This window comes from Methylobacterium sp. PvP105 (assembly GCF_017876975.1).
GTDB classification, from domain to species: Bacteria; Pseudomonadota; Alphaproteobacteria; order Rhizobiales; family Beijerinckiaceae; genus Methylobacterium; species Methylobacterium radiotolerans.
The window spans coordinates 618,509-638,998 of the sequence record NZ_JAGIPA010000001.1 but is presented as its reverse complement, the minus strand read 5'-3'; the positions used below and the strand labels follow the sequence as shown (position 1 = coordinate 638,998).

Here is a 20,490-nt window from a genome sequence, read left to right as displayed (position 1 = left end):
GTCATGCGGGCGGCGGGACCGTGCTTGACCGCGCCGCGGCCCCCACTTAACTCAGACAATTCGAGACCACGGTCGTTAGAGGGATTTCAGCATGGTCGGTCGCGCGGCCTACATCGCCGTCGACTGGGGCACGACGAACCGGCGGGCCTTCGCCATGTCGGAAGCGGGAACCGTCCTCGACAGTTTGGGCGACGACCGCGGCATCCTTGCCCTGACGCCCGACGCGTATCCGGGGGAGATCGCGGCCCTGCGCGCGCGGTTCGGGGCGCTTCCCATCATCGCCGTCGGCATGGTCGGCTCCAACCGCGGCTGGCAGGCGGCGCCCTACGTGGCCGCGCCGGCGACCCTGGCCGCCCTGGTCGATGCCTGCCTGGAGCCCGCCCCCGACGTCCGGATCGTTCCGGGGGTGGCCCTGCGGGACGGTGCGCGTCCCGACGTCATGCGGGGCGAGGAGATCCAGGTCTTCGGAGCGATCGGAGCGGGGGCGGCGCCCGCGACGGCCCTGTTCTGCCAGCCCGGCACGCACAACAAGTGGATCGAGACGGTCGACGGGGCCATCACCGATTTCACCACCGTGATGACCGGGGAATTCTTCGCCCTCCTCCGGACACACGGCATCCTGGCGGGAACCCTCGACGGCGCCGTCGAGGACGGGACGAGCTTCCGCGCGGGCGTCCGCCGCGGTCTCGCGTCCCGGAACCTCGCCGCTACCCTGTTCGAGGTCCGCTCGGGCCTGCTGCTCGAACGGCTCGGGCCCGGCGATGCCGCCGCCCATGCCAGCGGCATCCTGATCGGCGCCGATCTCGGCACCCGGGACGACCTGCAGCGGCGCCCGGTCCACCTGCTGGGCGGCGGCCACCTCGCGGCGCTCTACGCGGCCGCCATCACCGAAGCGAATGGGGATCCGGTGATCGTCCCCGACGGTTCAACCACGGCCGGTATCCACGCCATCTGGAGTCTGCGGGCATGACGATCCTCGAGCGGTTCGAGGCGGCCTTCGTGGCCTGCCCGCTCGTCGCGATCCTGCGAGGCCTCACGCCGGACGAGGCACCGGATGTCGGCGAGGCCCTGGTCGGAGCCGGGTTCACCCTCGTCGAGGTGCCCCTCAACTCGCCCGACCCGCTGCGGAGCATCGCCGTGCTCGCCGAGCGCCTGCACGGGCGGGCGCTGGTCGGGGCCGGCACGGTCCTGACCCCGTCGCAGATCGGCGAGGTCGCCGCCGCCGGCGGGACCCTCGTGGTGTCGCCGAACGTCGATCCGGCCGTCATCGGCGCGACGGTCGCGGCGGGACTCGTCTCGCTACCGGGCTATCAGACCCCCACCGAGGCCTTCGCGGCCCTAGCGGCCGGCGCCACCGCGCTGAAACTGTTTCCGGCGGACGTCGCGACGCCGCTGGCGCTCAAGGCGCATCGCGCGGTCCTGCCGCCGGACACGCGGGTCCTGGCCGTCGGCGGGGTGATGCCCGAGAGCATCGCGGGCTGGCGGCAGGCGGGTGCCGACGGATTCGGGCTCGGGTCCAATCTGTACCGGCCCGGCAAAGCGGCGGCCGACGTCGCCCGCGACGCCGCGACCTACGTGGCGGCGTTCGAGCGCTCGATCTGAGAACACGGTCGGCTGTCCGCCCGAAGGTCGGCTCGTACGGTCGCAGCCGCCCGAACACGCCTGCGCGACGGGTCTATCGAAGGATCAGTGATAACCGGTCGCGGTCGGCCACGTCGCCGGCAGGAGAGGCGCCGCGCTATCGGCGATTCGCGATCTCGCGTGCCGGCCGCTCGGACCGGTCGACGACCGTCCGGCAGGCACCGCTCAGCGCCCCCCGCTTCTCGCGCAGGCAGAGGGTGATCGCTCCCGCGTTCGGGATCTGTGCCGCGCACAGGCGCATCACGTCCGGCGTGCAGGCAGCCCGGTCGGCGCTCGTCTCCGCCAGCGTCGGTGACGCGCCGACGAGGACGGCGACCAGAGCGAAGGGGGCAGATTTCATCGCGGTAGGTCTCCTGAGCGGATCGGGTGCAGCGAGCGGCCAAGCCTCGGCGTCCGGCGAGAACGCCGAGGCCGGAGAAGATATCCCGTCGCGCTTGTTTCAATCTGACGCAGGGCGTCGCCAGCGGCCCGGGACCGGCACCCTCAAGGCCGTCCGGCCGGTAGGATCGCTCCGGTCGTCGCGGGCTCGACCAAAGCTGCGCCGACAACCGCCTGTGTTTTCTGACGATCGAGCTTGTCCGCCGAGACGAGCGCGGCAGCGATCAGGGCCGACACTGCCAGCGTCGCCTTCACCACATCCCAGACCCGCGCCAGCATGGTCGAACCTCAACGGCGTCATCGAATGCGAGCGGCGGATCCGCCTCATCTATCCGCCCGACCTGCATCCTCGAACGCAGCCCTTCCCAAAACCTTTCTCGCGGAGCCGGAGACTGCATATCGACCATCGCGTGATGCAATCAGGTCTCACTCCACATCTCACGCAGGCGCCAGGCGCGGGGTCTCACCCGACCGTCGACTCCGCGGCCGCCTCGGCGGCCAGAGCCTCGAAGACCAGGGCGTGGCGTCGCGCCAGGGCATCGACATCGTGCGTGTAACCGCCGCCGATCACCGCGGCGAGGGCGATCCCGCGGGCACGAGCCTGGGCCACGACGAACCGATCGCGGGCGAGCAGGCCGTCATCGGTGAGGCAGAGACGGCCGAGGCGGTCGTCGCGATGGGGATCGACGCCCGCATTGTAGAAGACGAGATCCGGCGCGAACGCGTCGAGGAGCGGCGGCAGTCGGGCGCGCAGGACATCGAGGTAGCCGGCATCGTCGAGCCGGTCGGGCAGACCGATGTCGAGGTCGCCGGCGATCTTCTGGGCGGGATAATTGTTCTCGCAATGGATCGAGAGCGTGAACAGGTCGGGACTGAGCGCGAGGCAATCCGCGGTCCCATCGCCCTGATGCACGTCCAGATCCACCACGAGGACGCGCCGGACCAGACCTTCGGCCTGGAGGGTGCGGGCCGCCACCGCGACATCGTTCAGCACGCAGAAGCCGGCGCCCTGCTGGCGCCGCGCGTGGTGGCTGCCGCCGGCGGCGCTGCCCGCCAGCCCTTCCGCGAGGGCGAGGCGCCCGGCCAGGAGTGTGCCGCCCACCGACGCGCGCGAGCGACGGACCAGGGCGGCGTCGACCGGCAGGCCGATGGCCCGTTCGATCTCGCGGCCGACATCGCAGGCGAGCACCGCGTCCACGTAGGCGGGATCGTGCGCGCGCAGCAGGATGTCCGCGCTGGCCGGCTCCGGCGTGACGAAGCCCAGGGGTGCCAGGCCCTTGGCGACCAGCGTCTCGGCGAGCAGACCGTACTTGCGCATCGGGAAGCGGTGGCCGGACGGGAGCGGCGCCTCGTAGGCCGGGTGAAAGGTGATCGGCGGAATCACGCGGGGCAGCCCAGATCGGCCATGAGGCCCCGGGCCAGCGCCTCGCCGCTGTCGTAGGCCGCCTCGATCCGGGCTCCGAGGCACCAATCCCCGGCCGCGCCGACGCGCAGGTCCGGATCGTACAGGCAGGGCTTCTGGAGCGCCGTCTCGACCTGGGCGTAGCGCCAGCGATGCGCCTCCGCGTGCGACGGCCGGAGCCCGGTACCGAGAACGTCCTCGGCCGCCTCGAGAAGTTCGGCGACGACCGCCTCGCGCGCGGCCTCGAGGTGTCGGCGGGACCATTCCGGCGTCGCGTGCACCGTCAGCCGGCAACCGGCAGGTCGCCCGGGCTTCGAGGCATCGTGCGCGATCAGGCCGATCGGATCTGTCCGGGGCTCGATCAGGACATCCGGCGGCGACGCGTCCGTTGCCACCATGAGGGACCAGCAAGGCGCGTAGGAGGCGCGGCCGATGCCGGGCAAGGCGACACCCGACGCGTCGAGCAGCGTCGCGACCTGAGGGGCCGGGAAGGTGATCGCGATGCCGTCGAACGGGCCGTGGACGGTGCCGGACGCGTCCTCGACGTGCCAGCGCGGGCCCGCGCGTCGAAGCCGCACGACGGTCGTGGCGCTCGAGACCGGAAGCCCCCTGAGCAGGGCGCGGACGGGCTCGGTCATACCGGGCACACCCACATACCGGTCGGCGCCGGCCCAGGGCTTGACGATGCCCCGCTGCGCCCAGCATTCGAGCTGAGCCGCGAAGGCGGGACCGCGCGCCCGCATGAACTGCGCGCCATGATCGAACTGCATGTCACCGGCCCGCCGGGTCGCCATGCGCCCCCCGACCCCGCGCCCTTTATCGAGGACCTGGACGCGGAGCCCTGCCTGAGAGAGCCGGCGCGCTGCGGCCGCGCCGGCCATGCCGGCGCCGAGGACCGCGACAATTCCGTGCTGGTTCACGCCCTGCCCCGCCTCGCCGAACGGCCCTGACGACCGCGCGGCGGCGAAGATAGAGGACGCGATGCGCGACGTCAGAGCGACGGAATCGCGCTGCACGACGGATCGATGCGTCGCGACGCGGATCCGGTCGAGAAGTCCGACAGCGTCCCGCGTCGATCGGTGGCGCTCTGGTGCGGGTAGAGGGAATCGAACCCCCACGCCTTGCGGCTGGCGATTTTGAGTCGCCCGCGTCTACCAATTCCGCCATACCCGCGTGCCAGGGGCTCTTCGCATAGGTCGGCAGCTCCGGCCAAGTGTTGTTTTTGCGCGGGTCGTCGATCTGGCCAAGGTCTCGCACCTATGCTCAAAGGGCGGCCGATCGCTCAAATCGGGACCTTGAATGCTCCGCCGGCTCTACGCGTGGATCCTGGCCCTCAGTGACCGGCCGTCCGCGCCCTACGCGCTCGGCGCCGTGGCCTTCGCAGAAAGCTCCTTCTTCCCGGTGCCGCCGGACGTGATGCTGGTGCCGATGGCGGTTGCCCGGCCGGACCGGGTCTGGCTCTACGCCACGATCACGACGGTCGCCTCGGTCCTCGGCGGCCTCGTCGGCTACGCCATCGGGGCCCTGCTGTTCGACTCCGTCGGCGAGTGGCTCATCCGCCTCTACGGCCTGCAGAACTCGGCCGCGACGTTCCAGGATTCCTACGCGCGCTACGGCCACTGGGTGATCCTGCTGAAGGGACTCACGCCGATCCCCTACAAGCTCGTCACGATCACGTCGGGCTTCGCGCACTACAGCCTGTTCTGGTTCACGATCCTGTCGATCGTGACCCGCGGCGCCCGCTTCTTCATTCTCGCCGGATTGCTCGGGCGCTACGGTGTGCAGATCCGCGGCGTGCTCGACCGACACCTGAACGCGGTCGCGGCGATCTCCGTCGCCGTCATCGTCCTCGGCTTCCTGCTCTTTAAGGTAATCCTGTAGCGATGAACACGGCGGCTGCCCTGCGCCTCAAGACCGCTGGCCTCTGGCTCGCGATCGCCTCCGCCCTCACGGTCGGGGCCGCGCTCGTGCTCCAGTACGGATACGGCTACGCGCCGTGCAAGCTCTGCCTGACCGAGCGTCTGCCCTACTACGCCGCCGTACCGCTGGGCCTGCTGGCCCTGTTCCTGCCGGAGCGTCTGGCGCGGATCGCCCTCGGGCTCGCCGCTCTCGGCCTCCTCTACGGGGCCGGGATCGGGGTCTACCACGCCGGCGCGGAATGGGGCTTCTGGCCCGGACCCGCCGATTGCGGCGGCGGCACCGGCGCCAATCCGGGTCAGATCGGCGACTTCCTCAACAGCCTGCAGACCACGAAGGTCGTCGACTGCTCGGTGGCCGCGCTCCGGGTGCTGGGCGTGTCGCTCGCCGGCTGGAGCGCCGTGATCTCGGCCGTGCTGGCCTCGTTCGCGGGGACCGCCGCCCTGCGTCCCTGACGCGTCCCGGCCGGCGGAACCGCTCAGTTCCGGTCGTCGGGCAGGATCGGGATCGCCGCCACCTCGATGCCCTCGTCGATCAGGGCGCGCGCCTCCGCGGGGCTCGCCTCGCCGTAGATCGAACGCCCCTCCGCCTCGCCGTAGTGGATCTTGCGCGCTTCCTCGGGAAAGCGCGCCCCGACATGCTCGGAATTCGCCACGACGTGCTCCCGGAACGCGCGCAGCATCGCCCGCATCTGACGCTCCGGCTCGGCGACCATGGTCACGGGTGCGTCCGCCCTGGGAACCGGCGCGGGCGCGCGGTCCCGATCCGTGCGGGCGACGCTCGGCACCATCAGGGCCTTGCTGACCTTGGCGCTGTCGCAGACCGGACACGTCACGAGGCCGCGTGCGACCTGGGTGTCGTAGGAATCGGAGGACGGGAACCAGCTCTCGAAGCCGTGCCCGGTGTCGCAGACGAGACTGTACCGGATCATTCTGTTGCTTGCTGGGGTGCCTATTGCGCGGCCTGAACGCGCGGACCCACGCGGTCGACGGTGAACGGCCGGGCGTGCTGCAGCGCGGGGATGCGGGCGCGGGCCTCGGCGACCTGCGCGAGGTCGATTTCCGCCAGGATGATCCCGGGCTCCGCCCCGCCGGCATCGGCGAGGACGCGGCCCCAGGGATCGACGATCAGCGAGTGCCCGTAGGTCTCGCGCCCGTCCTCATGCTGTCCGCCCTGCGCCGCAGAGATCACGAAGGCGCCGGTCTCGATGGCCCGGGCCCGCTGGAGCACGTGCCAGTGAGCCTCGCCGGTCTGCCGGGTGAAGCAGGCGGGGGCCGTCAGAACGTCGGCGCCCGCCTCGGCGAGGGCACGGTACAGGGCCGGGAAACGGATGTCGTAGCAGATCGTCAGGCCGAGCGTGGCCCAAGGCGTCTCGGCGAGCACCGCGCAGGCGCCCCCGGAATAGGTCGCCGATTCCCGCCAGCGCTCGCCGCTCGGCAGGTCGACGTCGAAGAGATGCAGCTTGTCGTACGACGCCAGGATCTCGCCGTCGGCGCCGATCAGGTAGGCGCGGTTGGCGATCTTGTCGCCGGACTTGACCGCGATCGAGCCGATCTGGACGAGTGTCCCGGTCTGACGCGCGGCCTCGCGGAGCGCCGCCAGGGTCTGGTCCTCCTCCTCGGTGGTGACGTGCGCGAACAGGCGCTCGCGGCTCCGCTCGACCAGGGAGGTCATCTCGGGGGTCTGCACGTAGGCGGCGCCCCGGGCCGCCGCCTCGCGCACGCCCGCCACGGCCGCGTCGCGGTTGGCGACCGGGTCCCGCCCCGACCGCATCTGCACGCAGGCCGCCGTGAAGCGAGACTCAGGCATCGGCCGTGTCCTTGAGCAGCGGGTCGAGCTTGCCGGCCCGGTCCAGGGCGTAGAGGTCGTCGCAGCCGCCGACATGCGTGGCGCCGATGAAGATCTGGGGAACGCTGGTGCGGCCGCCGGCGCGCTCGACCATCGCGGTCCGGGCGCCCTGAACGCGCTCGACGTCGATCTCCTGGAAGGCGGCGCCCTTCTCCTTCAGCAGGCTCTTGGCCGCCGAGCAGTAGGGACACCAAGCCGTGGTGTAGATTGTGACCGGCTGCATCGCGATCGTCGCCCCGCCCGTGAACGCCCGACATATAGGAGCGCGGGGCGCGGCTTGCCTATGCCCCTGTGGTCACAGGGCAACGCGCGCGCCGTCGGCGACGCGCGGGCAGGATCAGGCGGCCAGGAGCTTCTCGACCTCGTTCACGAGGTCGCGGAGGTGGAAGGGCTTCGACAGGACCTTGGCGTCCTTCGGGGCCTTCGAATCCGGGTTGAGGGCGACGGCCGCGAAGCCGGTTATGAACATCACCTTGATGTCGGGATCGAGTTCGGTGGCGCGGCGGGCCAGCTCGATGCCGTCCATCTCGGGCATCACGATATCGGTCAGCAGCAGCTCGAACGGCTCCTCGCGCAGCCGGTTGTAGGCGGAGAGGCCATTGTCGAAGGACAGGACATCATAGCCCGCGTTCTGCAGCGCCTTGGCCAGAAACCGGCGCATATCGTTGTCGTCTTCCGCCAGCAGGATTTTCATCGGCCGGATCCGAGCCTTCGAGTCGAGAAGTTGATCCCATAAAGGGAGGCGATGGTAAACAAGGTGTTAGGATGGAGCGCGCAGCCGGCGCCGCGTGTCTCCCGGGCGACTGCGTCAGCCGCCGGTGCGGAGTGGACAGGCGATCGTTCGCGCACCACAGTGAGCGCCTGCCGTCCTCGTTCAACCGCTGGGGTGCCCAACAGCCGATGACTGCAACCGAACCGGTACAGCCAGACGCCTTCGGATTTGCCCCGGCCTTCGCGGTCGACGAGCCCGCGGCGCACACCCTGCCTTTCGTCTTCAATACCGGTCATTCCGGGGCCGTCTACCCCCCCGACTTCATCGCGGCCTCGCGGCTCGACGCGCTGACCCTGCGCCGCTCCGAGGACGCCCACGTCGAGCGCCTGTTCGCGTCGGTCGTCGAGTTGGGGGCGCCGCTCCTGCGTGCCAACTTCCCCCGCGCCTTCCTCGACGTGAACCGCGAGCCCTACGAGCTGGACCCGCGCATGTTCGAGGGGCGTCTTCCACCCTTCGCCAATACCCGGTCGATGCGCGTCGCCGGTGGCCTCGGGACGGTGCCGCGAGTCGTCGCCGACGGCCAGGAGATCTACGCCCGCCGCCTGCCGGTCGCCGAGGCGACCGCCCGGATTGAGAATCTGTACAAGCCGTATCACCGCGCGCTGCGCGGACTGGTCCAGCGCACGGCGCGCACCCACGGCCACTGCATGCTCGTCGACTGCCACTCGATGCCGTCCTCGAGCCTGGGCCGCGATCCGGACATGAAGGCGGACGTGGTCCTGGGCGACCGCTACGGAACGGCGTGCGCCCCCGTCCTGATCGACGGGTTCGAGGCTGCGTTCCGGGCGCGGGGTTTCCGCGTGGTGCGCAACAAGCCCTACGCCGGCGGCTTCATCACGGAGCATTACGGCGAGCCGAACCTCGACCGCCACGCGCTCCAGATCGAGGTGAACCGGGGCCTCTACATGAACGAGGCCAGCCTCGCGACGACGGCCGGATTCCCGGGCCTGGTCGAAGCCCTGCGCGCTGTCATCACCGACGTCGCCAGGGAGCTCGACGAGCTGGTCCCTCGCCAAATGGCCGCGGAATAGCGGTCCCGGCCCACCCGCTCCTAGAGAAGAGTGACGCTGTACCGGACAGAAAAAAGGCCACTCCCGAAGGAGCGGCCCGAAGTCTAGGGAGGAAACGCCCAAGAAGGGCAACGAGACCGCGACGCCATCGCGATCTCGCAACGCACAAATTAAAGTGCGCCGCACAAGAAGCAAGCGCAAAACGTCCGGACCGGCCGCACTGCGCGCATACCTGAACCGCGTTCGCCGTGAGCGTCGCCCCCGACGCCGCGAAGAGCGGGCTGATCTTTCGATCGATAGTGAAGAACCCTGACCGCCGCGGCCGGCGACCGGGGTTCCGAACCGTCGGAGCTGTCGCCGGAACGTGCCGGCGGCAGGCCCGCAATCGTCGGACCTGCGCCCGGCGTGCCGATCAGCCGTGATGCTTCAGCAGCTTCTCGATCTCGGCCCGCAGGGGACCCGCGAGATCGTTCCGCTCCAGGGCGTAGGCGAGGTTCGCCGTGAGGAAGCCGAGCTTCGAGCCGGTGTCGTAGGTCCGGCCCTCGTAGCGCATGCCGAAGAACGCCTGCGTCGCCATCAGGTCGATCATGGCGTCGGTGAGCTGGATCTCGCCGCCCGCGCCCTTCTTGCCGTGCTCCAGGATCCCGAAGATCTCGGGCTGCAGGATGTAGCGCCCGGAAATGATGAAGTTCGACGGTGCCGTGCCCTGCTTGGGCTTCTCGACCATCCCGGTGATCTGGAACGACTGGCCGTAGGTCTCGCCGACGCTGACGATGCCGTACTGGTGCGTCTCCTCGGGAGCCACCTCCTCGACCGCGATGATGTTGCCGCCGTGGCGATCGTAGGCGGCCAGCATCTGCTGCATGCAGCCGCGGCTCAGCATGTCGGGGAGCAGCACCGCGAACGGCTCGTCGCCGACGATCTCGCGGGCACACCACACCGCGTGGCCGAGGCCGAGCGGCGCCTGCTGGCGGGTGAAGCTGGTCTGGCCGGCCTTCGGCAGGTCCTTCTTGAGCTCCTCATAGGCGGCCGTCTTCCCCCGCTCCTGCAGGGTGTGGTCCAGTTCGAACGCGATGTCGAAGTGGTCCTCGATGACCGCCTTGCCGCGGCCAGTGACGAAGATGAAGTGCTCGATCCCCGCCGCGCGGGCTTCGTCGACGACGTGCTGCACCACCGGCCGGTCGACGACCGTGAGCATCTCCTTCGGGACCGCCTTGGTGGCGGGCAGGAAGCGCGTGCCAAGGCCCGCGACGGGAAGGACGGCCTTGCGGATCGGTTTCATCGAGCGGTAACCCCGGAACTGGATGGAACGACGTGGTCAGCTGTGCGGTCAGTGAGATAGCTTAACGCGAGCCGTCGCAAGCATGTACGTCGATAGTATGAGGTGGCGGGGCGTAAATTTCCCGTCTGCAAAAGCGTATGCCGGTGCCGGGGTGGGGGCAGAGGGGGTGAGATGGCGGTTCTGGTGACGGGTGGTGCCGGCTACATCGGCAGCCACATGGTGCTGGCGCTCCTCGACGCCGGCCATGAGGAGGTCGTCGTCCTGGACGATCTGTCCACCGGTTTCGACTGGGCGGTCCCGGAGGGCGTGAAGCTCGTCGTCGGCGACGTGGCCGACCAAGCCCTCGTGACGCAGACGATCCTCCAGCACCGCATCGACGCCCTGGCCCATTTCGCCGCCAAGATCGTCGTGCCCGATTCCGTAGCCGATCCCCTGGGCTACTACCAAGCCAACACGGTGAAAACCCGCTCGCTGATCGAGGCCGCGGTACGCGCCGGCGTCAAGCACGTGATCTTCTCCTCGACCGCCGCCGTCTACGGCGAGCCCGACGTCACGCCGGTTCCCGAGGATCTGCCGCTCAACCCGATCAACCCCTACGGCCGCTCGAAGCTGATGAGCGAGTGGATGATCGCCGACGCCGCCGCGGCGCACGGCTTCTCCTACGTGGTCCTGCGCTACTTCAACGTCGCCGGCGCAGATCCGGAGGGGCGGTCCGGCCAGTCGACGCCGAATGCCACACACCTCATCAAGGTGGCCACCCAGGCGGCGCTCGGACAGCGCGCCCGGCTCGACGTCTTCGGGACCGACTACCCGACCCCGGACGGGTCGTGCCTGCGCGACTACATCCAGGTGTCGGACCTCGCCGAGGCGCATCGCCTCGCCCTCGACCACCTGCGCTCCGGCGGCGAGAGCCTGACGCTGAACTGCGGCTACGGGCGCGGCTACTCGGTGCTCGAGGTGGTCGAAGTCGTGAAGCGGATCTCCGGCCGCGATTTCGAGGTGCGCCTGTGCCCGCGCCGAGCCGGCGATCCGGCCCAGATCGTCGCCGAGGCGGCGCGCATCCGCGAGCGCCTGGGGTGGCAGCCCCGGCACGACGACCTCGACGCCATCGTCGACCAGGCGCTCGCCTGGGAACAGCGCCTGGAGAAGCGCAATCGGATCTGACCGGATGCTCTCCCGCCGATGGTTTCTGGCCGCGGCGGCGTCCCTCGCCACCGGGGAGGCCCGCGCCGAGGACGCCTTCCGGGCGTTCATCGAGGCCCTGCGTCCGGACGCGGCGGCGCGGGGTGTCACCGCGGCGACTTTCGACGCGGCGTTTCGCGGGATCACGGGACCCGATGCCGGCATTCTGGCGCGCACCCGCCGCCAGAGCGAGTTCGTCCGGCCGGTCTGGGAGTACCTCGTCGGCGCGGTCTCGGCCGGCCGCATCGCGCGCGGACGCGCCCGTGCGGCGGCCCTCGCGTCGACCCTGACGGCAATCGAGGGCCGCTACGGCGTTCCGGGGCGGATGGCGATGGCGTTCTGGGGCGTCGAATCGGACTTCGGAGCGAGCGCGGGCAGCGTTCCGACGGTCCGGGCGCTGGCGACGCTCGCCGAGGCGCGGCACCGCGGCGGCCTGTTCCGCGACGAGCTCCTGGCCGCGCTCACGATCCTGCAGCGCGGCGACATCGCGCCGGACCGGATGAGCGGCAGCTGGGCCGGCGCGATGGGTCAGGTGCAGTTCCTGCCCTCCACCTACCTGGCCCACGCGGTCGACTTCGACGGCGACGGCCGCCGCGACATCTGGACCAGCGAGCCGGACTCGCTGGCATCGATCGCGGCCTACCTCAAGGATCTCGGCTGGAATCCGGCGCTCTCTTGGGGCTACGAGGTGCTCCTGCCGAAGGACTTCGACCTGAGCCGCTACGCGGGCGATCTCGGCAGCTTCGCCGAGCGAGGCGTTCGCCGCACCGACGGGAAGCCGCTGCCGGGGACCGGACGTGCCAGCCTGTTCCTGCCCGGTGGCCTGGGGGCGCCGGTCTTCCTGATCACCGACAATTTCGAGGTGATCCGAGGCTACAACACCTCGGATTCCTACGCGCTGGCGGTGGGACACCTCGCAGACCGACTCGCCGGCGGTCCGCCGCTGGCCGCGCCTTGGCCAGCCGCCGGCGCCCGCCTCGACGGGCCGGGCCTCCGCGCCCTGCAAACCGGCCTCGCGGCGGCCGGCTTCTACGACGGGCCGACGGATGGAAGGGCCGGCCCGAAGCTGCGCGAGGCGGTGCGGCGCTACCAGATCAGCGCCGGATTGCCGGCCGACGGCTACGCCACGCCGGCCCTGCTCGACCGCGTCACCGGCAAGGCGGCACCGCGACGCTGAGCCCGTCGAGAGGTTTAGACCCGCGTGCTGCTTCCGCCTATAGTGGCCGCGTTCCGAACGGGTCCGGTTCGGCGTGAAGCGTACGGAATGCGCATGGTCCTCGCTCGTCGGCGTCACTCGGAGCGTCCGCTGCTCCTCGGGCTCGCAGCCCTGCTGGGGCTGGCGGGGCTGGCGGCCATCGGCGGTCCGGCCCGCGCGCAATGGGGCGACAGTTACCAGCAGCAGCAGGGCGGCACCTACTACGAGGCACCGCCGCGTCGGCGGCCGCGGGACGCCTATTACCGCGACGACGGGACGTACGGGCGTCAGCCCCGTTACGCGCCGCAGCAGGAGGCGCCGCGCCAGTTCTACTGGCCCTGGGAGGACAGGCCGCAGCCGGTGGCGCCGCAGCCGGAGCGCACCTACCGGGCGCCGCGCCAGCGCAATCCCTACGCGACCGGCGAGGCGCAGCGACCGGCCCCCGCGGTGAAACGGCGGGTCCGTCCGGCCCGGGCACCGACGCCGCCGAAACCCGCGGTCGCCAAGACCGAGCCGAACGTCCAGATCGCCGTCTTCGGCGATTCCCTGGCCGACCACCTCGCCAAGGGCCTCGACGACGTGTTCGAGGACAATGCCGACGTCGCCGTGATCGACCGCGCGAAGGGCGACAGCGGTCTGGTGCGCAAGGACGTCGTCGACTGGCCGAAGGTCGCGCAAGACTACCTCCAGAGCAACGGGAAGGTGCGCTACGCCCTGGTGATGATGGGCGCGAACGACCGACAGCCGATCCGCGAGGGCGACGAGACGGCCGAGCCTCTCACGGACCGCTGGCGCGCGCTCTACCGCGCGCGGGTGGAGGCGCTCGTGAAGGTCTTCACCGACCGCAAGATCCCGCTGATCTGGGTCGGGTTGCCGCCCGTCCAGAGCGAGACGCTCAGCCGGGATCTCGCGTCCCTGAACGACATTGTCCGCGACACCGTCGGCAAGGCCGGCGGGACCTACGTCGACATCTGGCCGGGCTTCGTCGACGACCGGGACCGGTACGCCGCGTCGGGCCCGGATCCGGAGGGCCAGATCGCCAAGCTCCGCACCGCGGACGGCGTGCATTTCACCAAAGCGGGCGACCGGAAGCTCGCCCACTTCGCCGATGTCGAGCTGAAGCGGCTGATGGGCGCGGTGCCGGGCACGACCGAGCCGTCGCCGACCGCGACCGTGGCGCCGACCGCGCCGTCCTCGACCCCCGGGCCCAGCCTCGACGGCACCGCGCCGGCCACCGACACCGCGGCGATCGATCGTCAGATCACCGCGATGCTGCCGAGCCTGCCCGAGCCGCCCGGCGTGCCGGCGCTTCCGGTGAAGCCCGCGGCCGGCCCCGTGGTGCCGCTGAGCCGGAGCGAGGTGTCGCCCGGCGGCGCGCTGCTCAACGGACGGCCGCGCGACCCCGACAATTCCGGGACCGTGGAGCGGACGCTGCTGCGCGGCAACGCACCGATGCCGCAGCCCGGCCGCGCCGACGATTTCCGCTGGCCGCCCGGCTAAGCCGGGTGGATCCTCCGTGCGCCCTCAGCGCGGCAGGACGCTGGCGCCCATCAGGGTCTCGTCGATGGCGCGCGCCGCCTGACGTCCCTCGCGGATCGCCCAGACCACCAGGGACTGGCCGCGCCGCATATCGCCCGCGGCCCAAATCTTCGCGTCCGAGGTGCGGTAGTCCTCCTCGTTCGCCTCGACATTGCCGCGCTTGCTGACGCCGATCCCGGATTGCTCGAGGAGCCCCTTCTGCACCGAGCCGGCGAAGCCGATCGCCATGAAGACGAGGTCGGCGGGCAGCACAAACTCTGTCCCGGCGATCGGCTGGCGCTTGGCATCGACCCGGGCGCAGACCACGCCGGTGAGCTGGCCCTTCTTGTTGCCCTCGAGCCGCAGGGTCGCGGCCTGGAACTCGCGCTCCGCACCCTCGGCCTGGCTCGACGAGGTCCGCATCTTGGTCGGCCAGTAGGGCCATACGGTGAGTTTGTCCTCCCGCTCGGGCGGGCGCGGGCGGATGTCGAGCTGCGTCACCGACAGCGCCCCCTGGCGGAAGGCGGTGCCGACGCAGTCGGAGGCGGTGTCGCCGCCGCCGATGACGACCACGTTCTTGCCCGAGGCCAGGATCGGCTGCTCGCCGTTGCCGCGCATCGGCTCGGCGCTCACGCGCCGATTGGACTGGACGAGGTAGGGCATCGCGTAGTGCACGCCCTCGAGGTCCTGGCCGGGCAGCTGCGGGTTGCGGGGATCCTCGGCGCCGCCGCAGAACATCACGGCGTCGAACTCGGCCTTGAGCTCGTCCACCGACTTCGTCACGCCGATGTTCTGGTTGTAGTGGAAGACGACGCCCTCGGCTTCCATCTGGCGCACGCGCCGGTCGATGTGGCGCTTCTCCATCTTGAAGTCCGGGATGCCGTAGCGGAGCAGGCCGCCCGCCTTCGGCTCGCGCTCGAACACGTGGACGTCGTGCCCGGCACGGGCGAGCTGCTGGGCCGCCGCCATCCCGGCGGGGCCGGAGCCCACGATCGCGACGCGCTTGCCGGTGCGGGCCTGCGCCGGCTCGGGCTTCACCCAGCCCATGTTCCACGCCCGGTCGGCGATCGCCTGCTCGATCGTCTTGATGGCGACCGGCTGGTTCTCGAGGTTCAGCGTGCAGGCCTCCTCGCAGGGCGCGGGGCAGACGCGGCCGGTAAACTCCGGGAAATTGTTCGTGGAGTGGAGGTTGCGGGACGCCTCCTCCCAATCCGACTGGAACACGAGGTCGTTCCAGTCCGGGATCTGGTTGTGGACCGGGCAGCCCGTCGGCCCGTGGCAGAACGGGATGCCGCAATCCATGCAGCGGGCGGCCTGTTTCGTCAGGTCGTGCTCATCGAGCGGCAGCGTGAACTCGCGGAAGTGCCGGACCCGGTCGGCAGCGAGCTGGTACTTCTGCTCCTGCCGGTCGAACTCGAGGAAGCCTGTGATCTTGCCCATTGGTCAGCCCCTGGGCCGGCCAGTCTCTGACTGCGCTGCCCGCGTCGTCGTCTCGTGTCAGTGCGTGACCGGGCGGCAGACCGCCCGGTCTGAGGAAGCTGCCTACTCGGCGGCCACCGGCATCCGCGCCATCTCCATCTCGCGCAGGGCCCGGCGGTACTCCACCGGCATCACCTTCACGAACTTGGTGCGGTAGCCGCTCCAGTCGTCGAGGATCGCCTTGGCGCGGGGGCTGCCCGTATACTTGAGATGGTTGGTGATGAGCTGCGTCAGCCGCTCCTCGTCGTGACCGGACATGTCGGCCAGGATGTCGACCCGCCCCTTGGTCTCCAGATCGCCGTCCTGGTGGAAGCGACGCATCAGGTCGTCCTCCTCCTCGACCGGCTCCAAGTCGACCATCGACAGGTTGCAGCGCGCCGAGAACGAGCCGTCCTCGTCGAGCACGTAGGCGATGCCGCCGGACATGCCGGCCGCGAAGTTGCGCCCGGTCTCGCCGATCGACACGACCACGCCGCCGGTCATGTACTCGCAGCCGTGATCGCCCATGCCCTCGACCACCGTGATGGCGCCGGAATTGCGCACCGCGAAGCGCTCGCCCGCGGAGCCGCGGATGTAGCACTCGCCGGCGATCGCCCCGTACAGCACGGTGTTGCCGACCATGATGGTCCGGTCCTGCGGCGACTTCAGCGCGTCGCTCGGCCGGATGATCAGCTTGCCGCCCGACAGGCCCTTGCCGACGTAGTCGTTGCCGTGACCGGTCAGCTCGACGGTCACGCCGGCAGCGACCCACGCGCCGAAGCTCTGGCCTGCCGTGCCGGCGAGCCTCACCACGATCGTGTCGTCGGGCAGGCCCTCGTGGCCGTGCGCCTTCGCCACCGCGCCGGAGAGCATCGCGCCCGCGGCCCGGTCCGAGTTCCGGATGGTGTCGGTGATCACCACCGGCTCACCGGTCTCGATGGCGCGCTGCGCCTTCTCGATCAGGCGCCGGTCGAGGACCGTGTCGATCGGGTGGTGCTGCACCTCCACGTGGCGGATCGCCGTGCCCTCGGCCACCTTGGGCCGGTGGAACAGCTTCGTGAAGTCGAGCCCGCGCGCCTTCCAGTGGGCGATGGCCTCGACCTTGTCGAGCACGTCGGAGCGGCCGACCGCCTCCTCCAGCTTCGTGAAGCCGAGCGACGCCAGGATCTCCCGCACCTCCTCGGCCACGAAGAAGAAGTAGTTCACCACGTGCTCGGGCGTGCCCTTGAAGCGCTTGCGCAGCACCGGATCCTGGGTGGCGACGCCCACCGGGCAGGTGTTCAGGTGGCACTTGCGCATCATGATGCAGCCGGCGGCGATCAGCGGCGCCGTCGAGAAGCCCATCTGGTCGGCGCCGAGCAGCGCCGCGATCATCACGTCGCGCCCGGTCCGGATGCCGCCGTCGGCCTGGAGGGCGACGCGGCCGCGCAGGCCGTTGAGCACCAGCGTCTGCTGGGTCTCGGCCAGCCCGGTCTCCCAGGGACCGCCCGCGTGCTTGAGGGAGGTCAGCGGCGCCGCGCCGGTGCCGCCGTCGAAGCCCGAGATCGTGATGTGGTCGGCGCGCGCCTTGGCGACGCCGGCCGCGACCGTGCCGACGCCGACCTCGGAGACGAGCTTCACCGACACGTCCGCCGACGGGTTCACGTTCTTCAGGTCGAAGATCAGCTGGGCCAGATCCTCGATCGAGTAGATGTCGTGGTGCGGCGGCGGGGAGATCAGGCCGACGCCCGGGGTCGCGTAGCGGACCTTGGCGATCTTGGCGTCGACCTTGTGGCCGGGCAGCTGACCGCCCTCGCCGGGCTTGGCGCCCTGCGCGACCTTGATCTGCATCATGTCGGAATTGACGAGGTATTCCGTCGTGACGCCGAACCGCCCGGAGGCGACCTGCTTGATCGACGACCGGCGCGAGCGCCCGTCCGGCAGGGGCTTGAACCGCTCGACCTCCTCGCCGCCCTCGCCCGAGTTCGAGCGGCCGCCGAAGGAGTTCAGCGCGATGGCGAGCGTCTCGTGCGCCTCCTTGGAGATGGAGCCGTACGACATGGCGCCCGTGGCGAAGCGCTTGACGATCTCGGAGGCCGGCTCGACCGCGTCCAGCAGGACCGGCGCGCGGCCGATCTCGGTGGCGGACTTGATCCGGAACAGGCCGCGCAGCGTCTTCAGCTGGTGCTCCTGGCGGTTCACCAGCTCGGCGTATTCCCGGTAGCGCTCCGGCACGTTGAGGCGCACGGCGTGCTGCAGCGTCGCCACCGTGTCGGGCGTCCAGGTGTGGGTCTCGCCGCGCAGGCGGTAGGCGTACTCGCCGCCGACATCGAGGGCGTTGCGGTAGACCGGCGCGTCGCCGAAGGCGTCGCGGTGACGGCGCGCGGTCTCCTCCGCGATCTCCGCCATGCCGACGCCCTCGATGGTCGTGGCCGTGCCGAAGAAGTCGCGGCCGACGAAGGTCGAGTTCAGGCCGACCGCGTCGAAGATCTGCGCGCCACAGTAGGACTGGTAGGTGGAGATGCCCATCTTGGACATCACCTTCAGCAGGCCCTTATCGATCGCCTTGATGTAGCGGTAGATGATCTCGTCGTCGGTGAGGTCCGGCGGGAACTCGTCCTTCATGTCGAGCAGCGTCTCGAAGGCGAGGTACGGGTTGACCGCCTCGGCGCCGTAGCCGGCGAGGCACGCGAAGTGGTGCACCTCGCGCGGCTCGCCGGACTCGACCACGAGGCCGACCGAGGTCCGAAGTCCCTTGCGGATCAGGTAGTTATGCACGGAGGCCGTGGCCAGCAGCGCCGGGATCGGGATCCGGTCCGGCCCGACCGCCCGGTCGGTGAGCACGATGATGTTGTAGCCGCCGCGCACCGCCGCCTCGGCGCGGTCGCAGAGCCGGTCGAGCGCCCCGTCCATGGCCGCCGCGCCGGTCTCGGCCGGGTAGGTCATGTCGAGTGTCTTGGTGTCGAACCGGTCCTCGAAATGCCCGATCGAGCGGATCTTCTCCAGATCCGCGTTGGTCAGGATCGGCTGGCGGACCTCCAGGCGCTTGCGCCGGGACGCGCCCTCCATGTCGAGCAGGTTCGGCCGCGGCCCGATGAACGAGACGAGGCTCATGACGGCCTCCTCGCGGATTGGGTCGATCGGCGGGTTCGTGACCTGCGCGAAGTTCTGCTTGAAGTAGGTGTAGAGGAGCTTCGACTTCTCGGAGAGCGCCGAGAGCGGCGTGTCCGTGCCCATCGAGCCGACCGCCTCCTGGCCGGTGACGGCCATGGGCTGCATGAGCAGCTTGAGGTCTTCCTGCGTGTAGCCGAAGGCCTGCTGGCGATCGAGCAGGCTGACGTCGCCCCGCGACTCGCGCGGCTGCACCGGGCGCAGATCCTCCAGCACGATCTGGGTGTTCTTCACCCAGTCGGCGTAGGGGTGCGCGGCGGCCAGCTCGCCCTTGATCTCCTCGTCGGAGACGATGCGACCCTTCTGGAGGTCGATCAGCAGCATGCGGCCCGGCTGGAGGCGCCAGGACTGGACGATCTTCTCGTCCGGGATCGGCAGGGTGCCCATCTCGGAAGCGAGCACCACGAGGCCGTCGTCGGTCACGATGTACCGCGCCGGGCGCAGGCCGTTGCGGTCCAGGGTCGCGCCGATCTGGCGGCCGTCCGTGAAGGCCACGGCGGCCGGGCCGTCCCACGGCTCCATCAGGGCAGCGTGATACTCGTAGAAGGCGCGCCGCTCCTCGCTCATCAGCGGGTTGCCGGCCCAGGCCTCCGGGATGAGCATCATCATCGCGTGGGCGAGCGGGTAGCCGCCCTGCACGAGGAACTCGAGGGCGTTGTCGAAGCAGGCGGTGTCGGACTGCCCCTCGTAGGAGATCGGCCACAGCTTCGAGATGTCGTTGCCGAACAGGTCGGAATCGACGCTCGCCTGGCGGGCCGCCATCCAGTTGACGTTGCCGCGCAGCGTGTTGATCTCGCCGTTATGCGCGACCATCCGGTACGGGTGCGAGAGCCGCCACGTCGGGAACGTGTTGGTGGCGAAGCGCTGGTGAACGAGGGCGATCGCCGAGACGAAGCGGTCGTCCTTCAGGTCGAGGAAGTAGCCGCCGAGCTGCGTGACCAGCACCATGCCCTTGTAGACGATGGTCCGAGTCGACACGGAGACCGGGTAGAACTCCTTCACCCGCGGGTCGTCGAGGCCGTAGACCTTGTTGGAGATCACCTTGCGGGCGACGTAGACCCGGCGCTCGAACGCGTCCTGGTCGGTGACCGAGGCGGGCCGGCCGATGAACACCTGACGGTGATGCGGTTCGGTGGCCTTCACGGCGTCGCCGAGATCCTCCGGGTCCACCGGCACGTCGCGCCAGCCGAGGAGCGGAAGGCCCTCGGCGGCCAGGGCCGATTCGACGATCTCCTGGATGATCGCCCGGGGCTCCTCCGCCTTCGGCATGAAGAACTGCCCGATGGCGTACGAGCCCGCGGGCGGAAGCTCGAAGCCGAGACGCGAGCACTCCTCCGCGAAGAAGCCGTGCGGGATCTGCGTGAGGATGCCGCAGCCGTCACCCATCTTGGGATCGGCGCCCACCGCGCCGCGGTGATCGAGGTTCTCCAGGATCTTCAGACCCTGCTCGACGATCGCGTGGGTGCGGCGGTCGTGCATATCGGCGATGAAGCCGACACCGCAGGCGTCGCGCTCGTGAGCCGGATCGTAGGAACCCTGGGCTTTCGGAAGGGCGGGGTCGCGCACGATGAGCGGCATGGCGCCGCCGCGGGGGGCGGCAGCCTGGGCCGTGAACGCAGCAAACTCGTCGGCGGGTCTGCGTTGTGACATGCTTCGTCTCGTCCTTCCCTCGAACCCGTCCGCAGCCAAGAACCCGCGAGCATGTTTCATGCCCGCAAGCCGTCGGCGCCCCGCGCT

Annotated in this window: 19 protein-coding genes and 1 tRNA gene; 8 read left to right on the top strand and 12 right to left on the bottom strand. The window is 70.3% G+C overall.

The features are described 5' to 3' along the window. The first annotated feature begins 91 nt into the window (after nucleotides 1-91). Nucleotides 92-970: a 2-dehydro-3-deoxygalactonokinase gene (locus J3A75_RS03080; protein ID WP_024827898.1), complete on the top strand. Its 879-nt coding sequence runs from the start codon at nucleotides 92-94 to the stop codon at nucleotides 968-970. Next, nucleotides 967-1,602, top strand: coding sequence for a 2-dehydro-3-deoxy-6-phosphogalactonate aldolase (locus tag J3A75_RS03075; RefSeq protein WP_029359143.1), 636 nt, complete (start codon nucleotides 967-969; stop codon nucleotides 1,600-1,602). Before J3A75_RS03080 ends, J3A75_RS03075 begins: the two co-directional genes overlap by 4 nt. Before the next feature lie 136 nt (nucleotides 1,603-1,738). On the opposite strand, the gene J3A75_RS03070 is transcribed toward J3A75_RS03075, so the two are convergent. From J3A75_RS03070 to J3A75_RS03050, 5 genes are all read right to left on the bottom strand, one after another. Beyond that, complete coding sequence (locus J3A75_RS03070; RefSeq protein WP_012317079.1) at nucleotides 1,739-1,981, bottom strand: hypothetical protein; 243 nt, start codon at nucleotides 1,979-1,981, stop codon at nucleotides 1,739-1,741. Between the two features lie 143 nt (nucleotides 1,982-2,124). Further along, nucleotides 2,125-2,298 carry a hypothetical protein gene (locus J3A75_RS03065; RefSeq protein ID WP_012317078.1) on the bottom strand — a complete coding sequence of 58 codons (174 nt, stop codon included), beginning with the start codon at nucleotides 2,296-2,298 and terminating at the stop codon, nucleotides 2,125-2,127. Between the two features lie 184 nt (nucleotides 2,299-2,482). After that, nucleotides 2,483-3,403, bottom strand: coding sequence for a histone deacetylase (locus tag J3A75_RS03060; RefSeq protein WP_179239926.1), 921 nt, complete (start codon nucleotides 3,401-3,403; stop codon nucleotides 2,483-2,485). Beyond that, the gene (locus tag J3A75_RS03055) at nucleotides 3,400-4,302 is read right to left on the bottom strand and encodes an NAD(P)/FAD-dependent oxidoreductase (protein WP_043342882.1); all 903 of its coding nucleotides are present in this window, start codon (nucleotides 4,300-4,302) and stop codon (nucleotides 3,400-3,402) included. The genes J3A75_RS03060 and J3A75_RS03055 overlap by 4 nt, the downstream gene beginning before the upstream one ends. A gap of 207 nt (nucleotides 4,303-4,509) precedes the next feature. Beyond that, nucleotides 4,510-4,594 (bottom strand) — tRNA-Leu (locus J3A75_RS03050). A 126-nt stretch (nucleotides 4,595-4,720) separates the two neighbouring features. On the opposite strand from J3A75_RS03050, the gene J3A75_RS03045 reads away from it, so the two are divergent. Further along, nucleotides 4,721-5,302 carry a YqaA family protein gene (locus J3A75_RS03045; protein WP_012317075.1) on the top strand — a complete coding sequence of 194 codons (582 nt, stop codon included), beginning with the start codon at nucleotides 4,721-4,723 and terminating at the stop codon, nucleotides 5,300-5,302. Nucleotides 5,303-5,304: 2 nt separating this feature from the next. Continuing rightward, on the top strand, nucleotides 5,305-5,793 hold the full coding sequence (locus tag J3A75_RS03040; protein ID WP_012317074.1) for a disulfide bond formation protein B: 489 nt from the start codon (nucleotides 5,305-5,307) through the stop codon (nucleotides 5,791-5,793). A 23-nt stretch (nucleotides 5,794-5,816) separates the two neighbouring features. Here the strand turns inward: J3A75_RS03040 and J3A75_RS03035 are convergent, their stop codons facing one another. The 4 genes from J3A75_RS03035 to cpdR form a co-directional block, all read right to left on the bottom strand. Next, nucleotides 5,817-6,269, bottom strand: a complete 453-nt coding sequence (locus J3A75_RS03035; protein WP_012317073.1) for a DUF1178 family protein — start codon at nucleotides 6,267-6,269, stop codon at nucleotides 5,817-5,819. A gap of 20 nt (nucleotides 6,270-6,289) precedes the next feature. After that, nucleotides 6,290-7,147, bottom strand: coding sequence for a carbon-nitrogen hydrolase family protein (locus J3A75_RS03030; protein ID WP_012317072.1), 858 nt, complete (start codon nucleotides 7,145-7,147; stop codon nucleotides 6,290-6,292). After that, nucleotides 7,140-7,409 (bottom strand): glutaredoxin 3, encoded by a 270-nt coding sequence (gene grxC, locus J3A75_RS03025; RefSeq protein WP_012317071.1) that lies wholly within the window; start codon nucleotides 7,407-7,409, stop codon nucleotides 7,140-7,142. The genes J3A75_RS03030 and grxC overlap by 8 nt, the downstream gene beginning before the upstream one ends. A 114-nt stretch (nucleotides 7,410-7,523) precedes the next feature. Then, nucleotides 7,524-7,880 (bottom strand): cell cycle two-component system response regulator CpdR, encoded by a 357-nt coding sequence (gene cpdR / locus J3A75_RS03020; protein WP_003603128.1) that lies wholly within the window; start codon nucleotides 7,878-7,880, stop codon nucleotides 7,524-7,526. 206 nt (nucleotides 7,881-8,086) lie between these two features. On the opposite strand from cpdR, the gene J3A75_RS03015 reads away from it, so the two are divergent. Then, nucleotides 8,087-8,989, top strand: coding sequence for an N-formylglutamate amidohydrolase (locus tag J3A75_RS03015; RefSeq protein WP_012317070.1), 903 nt, complete (start codon nucleotides 8,087-8,089; stop codon nucleotides 8,987-8,989). Between the two features lie 391 nt (nucleotides 8,990-9,380). Here the strand turns inward: J3A75_RS03015 and galU are convergent, their stop codons facing one another. Then, nucleotides 9,381-10,250 (bottom strand): UTP--glucose-1-phosphate uridylyltransferase GalU, encoded by an 870-nt coding sequence (gene galU, locus J3A75_RS03010; RefSeq protein ID WP_024827903.1) that lies wholly within the window; start codon nucleotides 10,248-10,250, stop codon nucleotides 9,381-9,383. Between the two features lie 171 nt (nucleotides 10,251-10,421). Here galU and galE point away from each other — a divergent pair, with 171 nt between their 5' ends. The 3 genes from galE (at nucleotide 10,422) to J3A75_RS02995 (ending at nucleotide 14,127) form a co-directional block, all read left to right on the top strand. Further along, nucleotides 10,422-11,414: a UDP-glucose 4-epimerase GalE gene (galE, locus tag J3A75_RS03005; RefSeq protein WP_070998248.1), complete on the top strand. Its 993-nt coding sequence runs from the start codon at nucleotides 10,422-10,424 to the stop codon at nucleotides 11,412-11,414. Between the two features lie 4 nt (nucleotides 11,415-11,418). Then, nucleotides 11,419-12,609 carry a lytic murein transglycosylase gene (locus tag J3A75_RS03000; RefSeq protein WP_059409009.1) on the top strand — a complete coding sequence of 397 codons (1,191 nt, stop codon included), beginning with the start codon at nucleotides 11,419-11,421 and terminating at the stop codon, nucleotides 12,607-12,609. A gap of 87 nt (nucleotides 12,610-12,696) precedes the next feature. Then, nucleotides 12,697-14,127: a DUF459 domain-containing protein gene (locus tag J3A75_RS02995; protein ID WP_029359140.1), complete on the top strand. Its 1,431-nt coding sequence runs from the start codon at nucleotides 12,697-12,699 to the stop codon at nucleotides 14,125-14,127. A 24-nt stretch (nucleotides 14,128-14,151) separates the two neighbouring features. On the opposite strand, the gene J3A75_RS02990 is transcribed toward J3A75_RS02995, so the two are convergent. Further along, nucleotides 14,152-15,585 (bottom strand): glutamate synthase subunit beta, encoded by a 1,434-nt coding sequence (locus J3A75_RS02990; protein ID WP_012317065.1) that lies wholly within the window; start codon nucleotides 15,583-15,585, stop codon nucleotides 14,152-14,154. A gap of 102 nt (nucleotides 15,586-15,687) precedes the next feature. Beyond that, complete coding sequence (gene gltB, locus J3A75_RS02985; RefSeq protein WP_070998247.1) at nucleotides 15,688-20,403, bottom strand: glutamate synthase large subunit; 4,716 nt, start codon at nucleotides 20,401-20,403, stop codon at nucleotides 15,688-15,690. Between the last annotated feature and the right edge of the window lie 87 nt (nucleotides 20,404-20,490).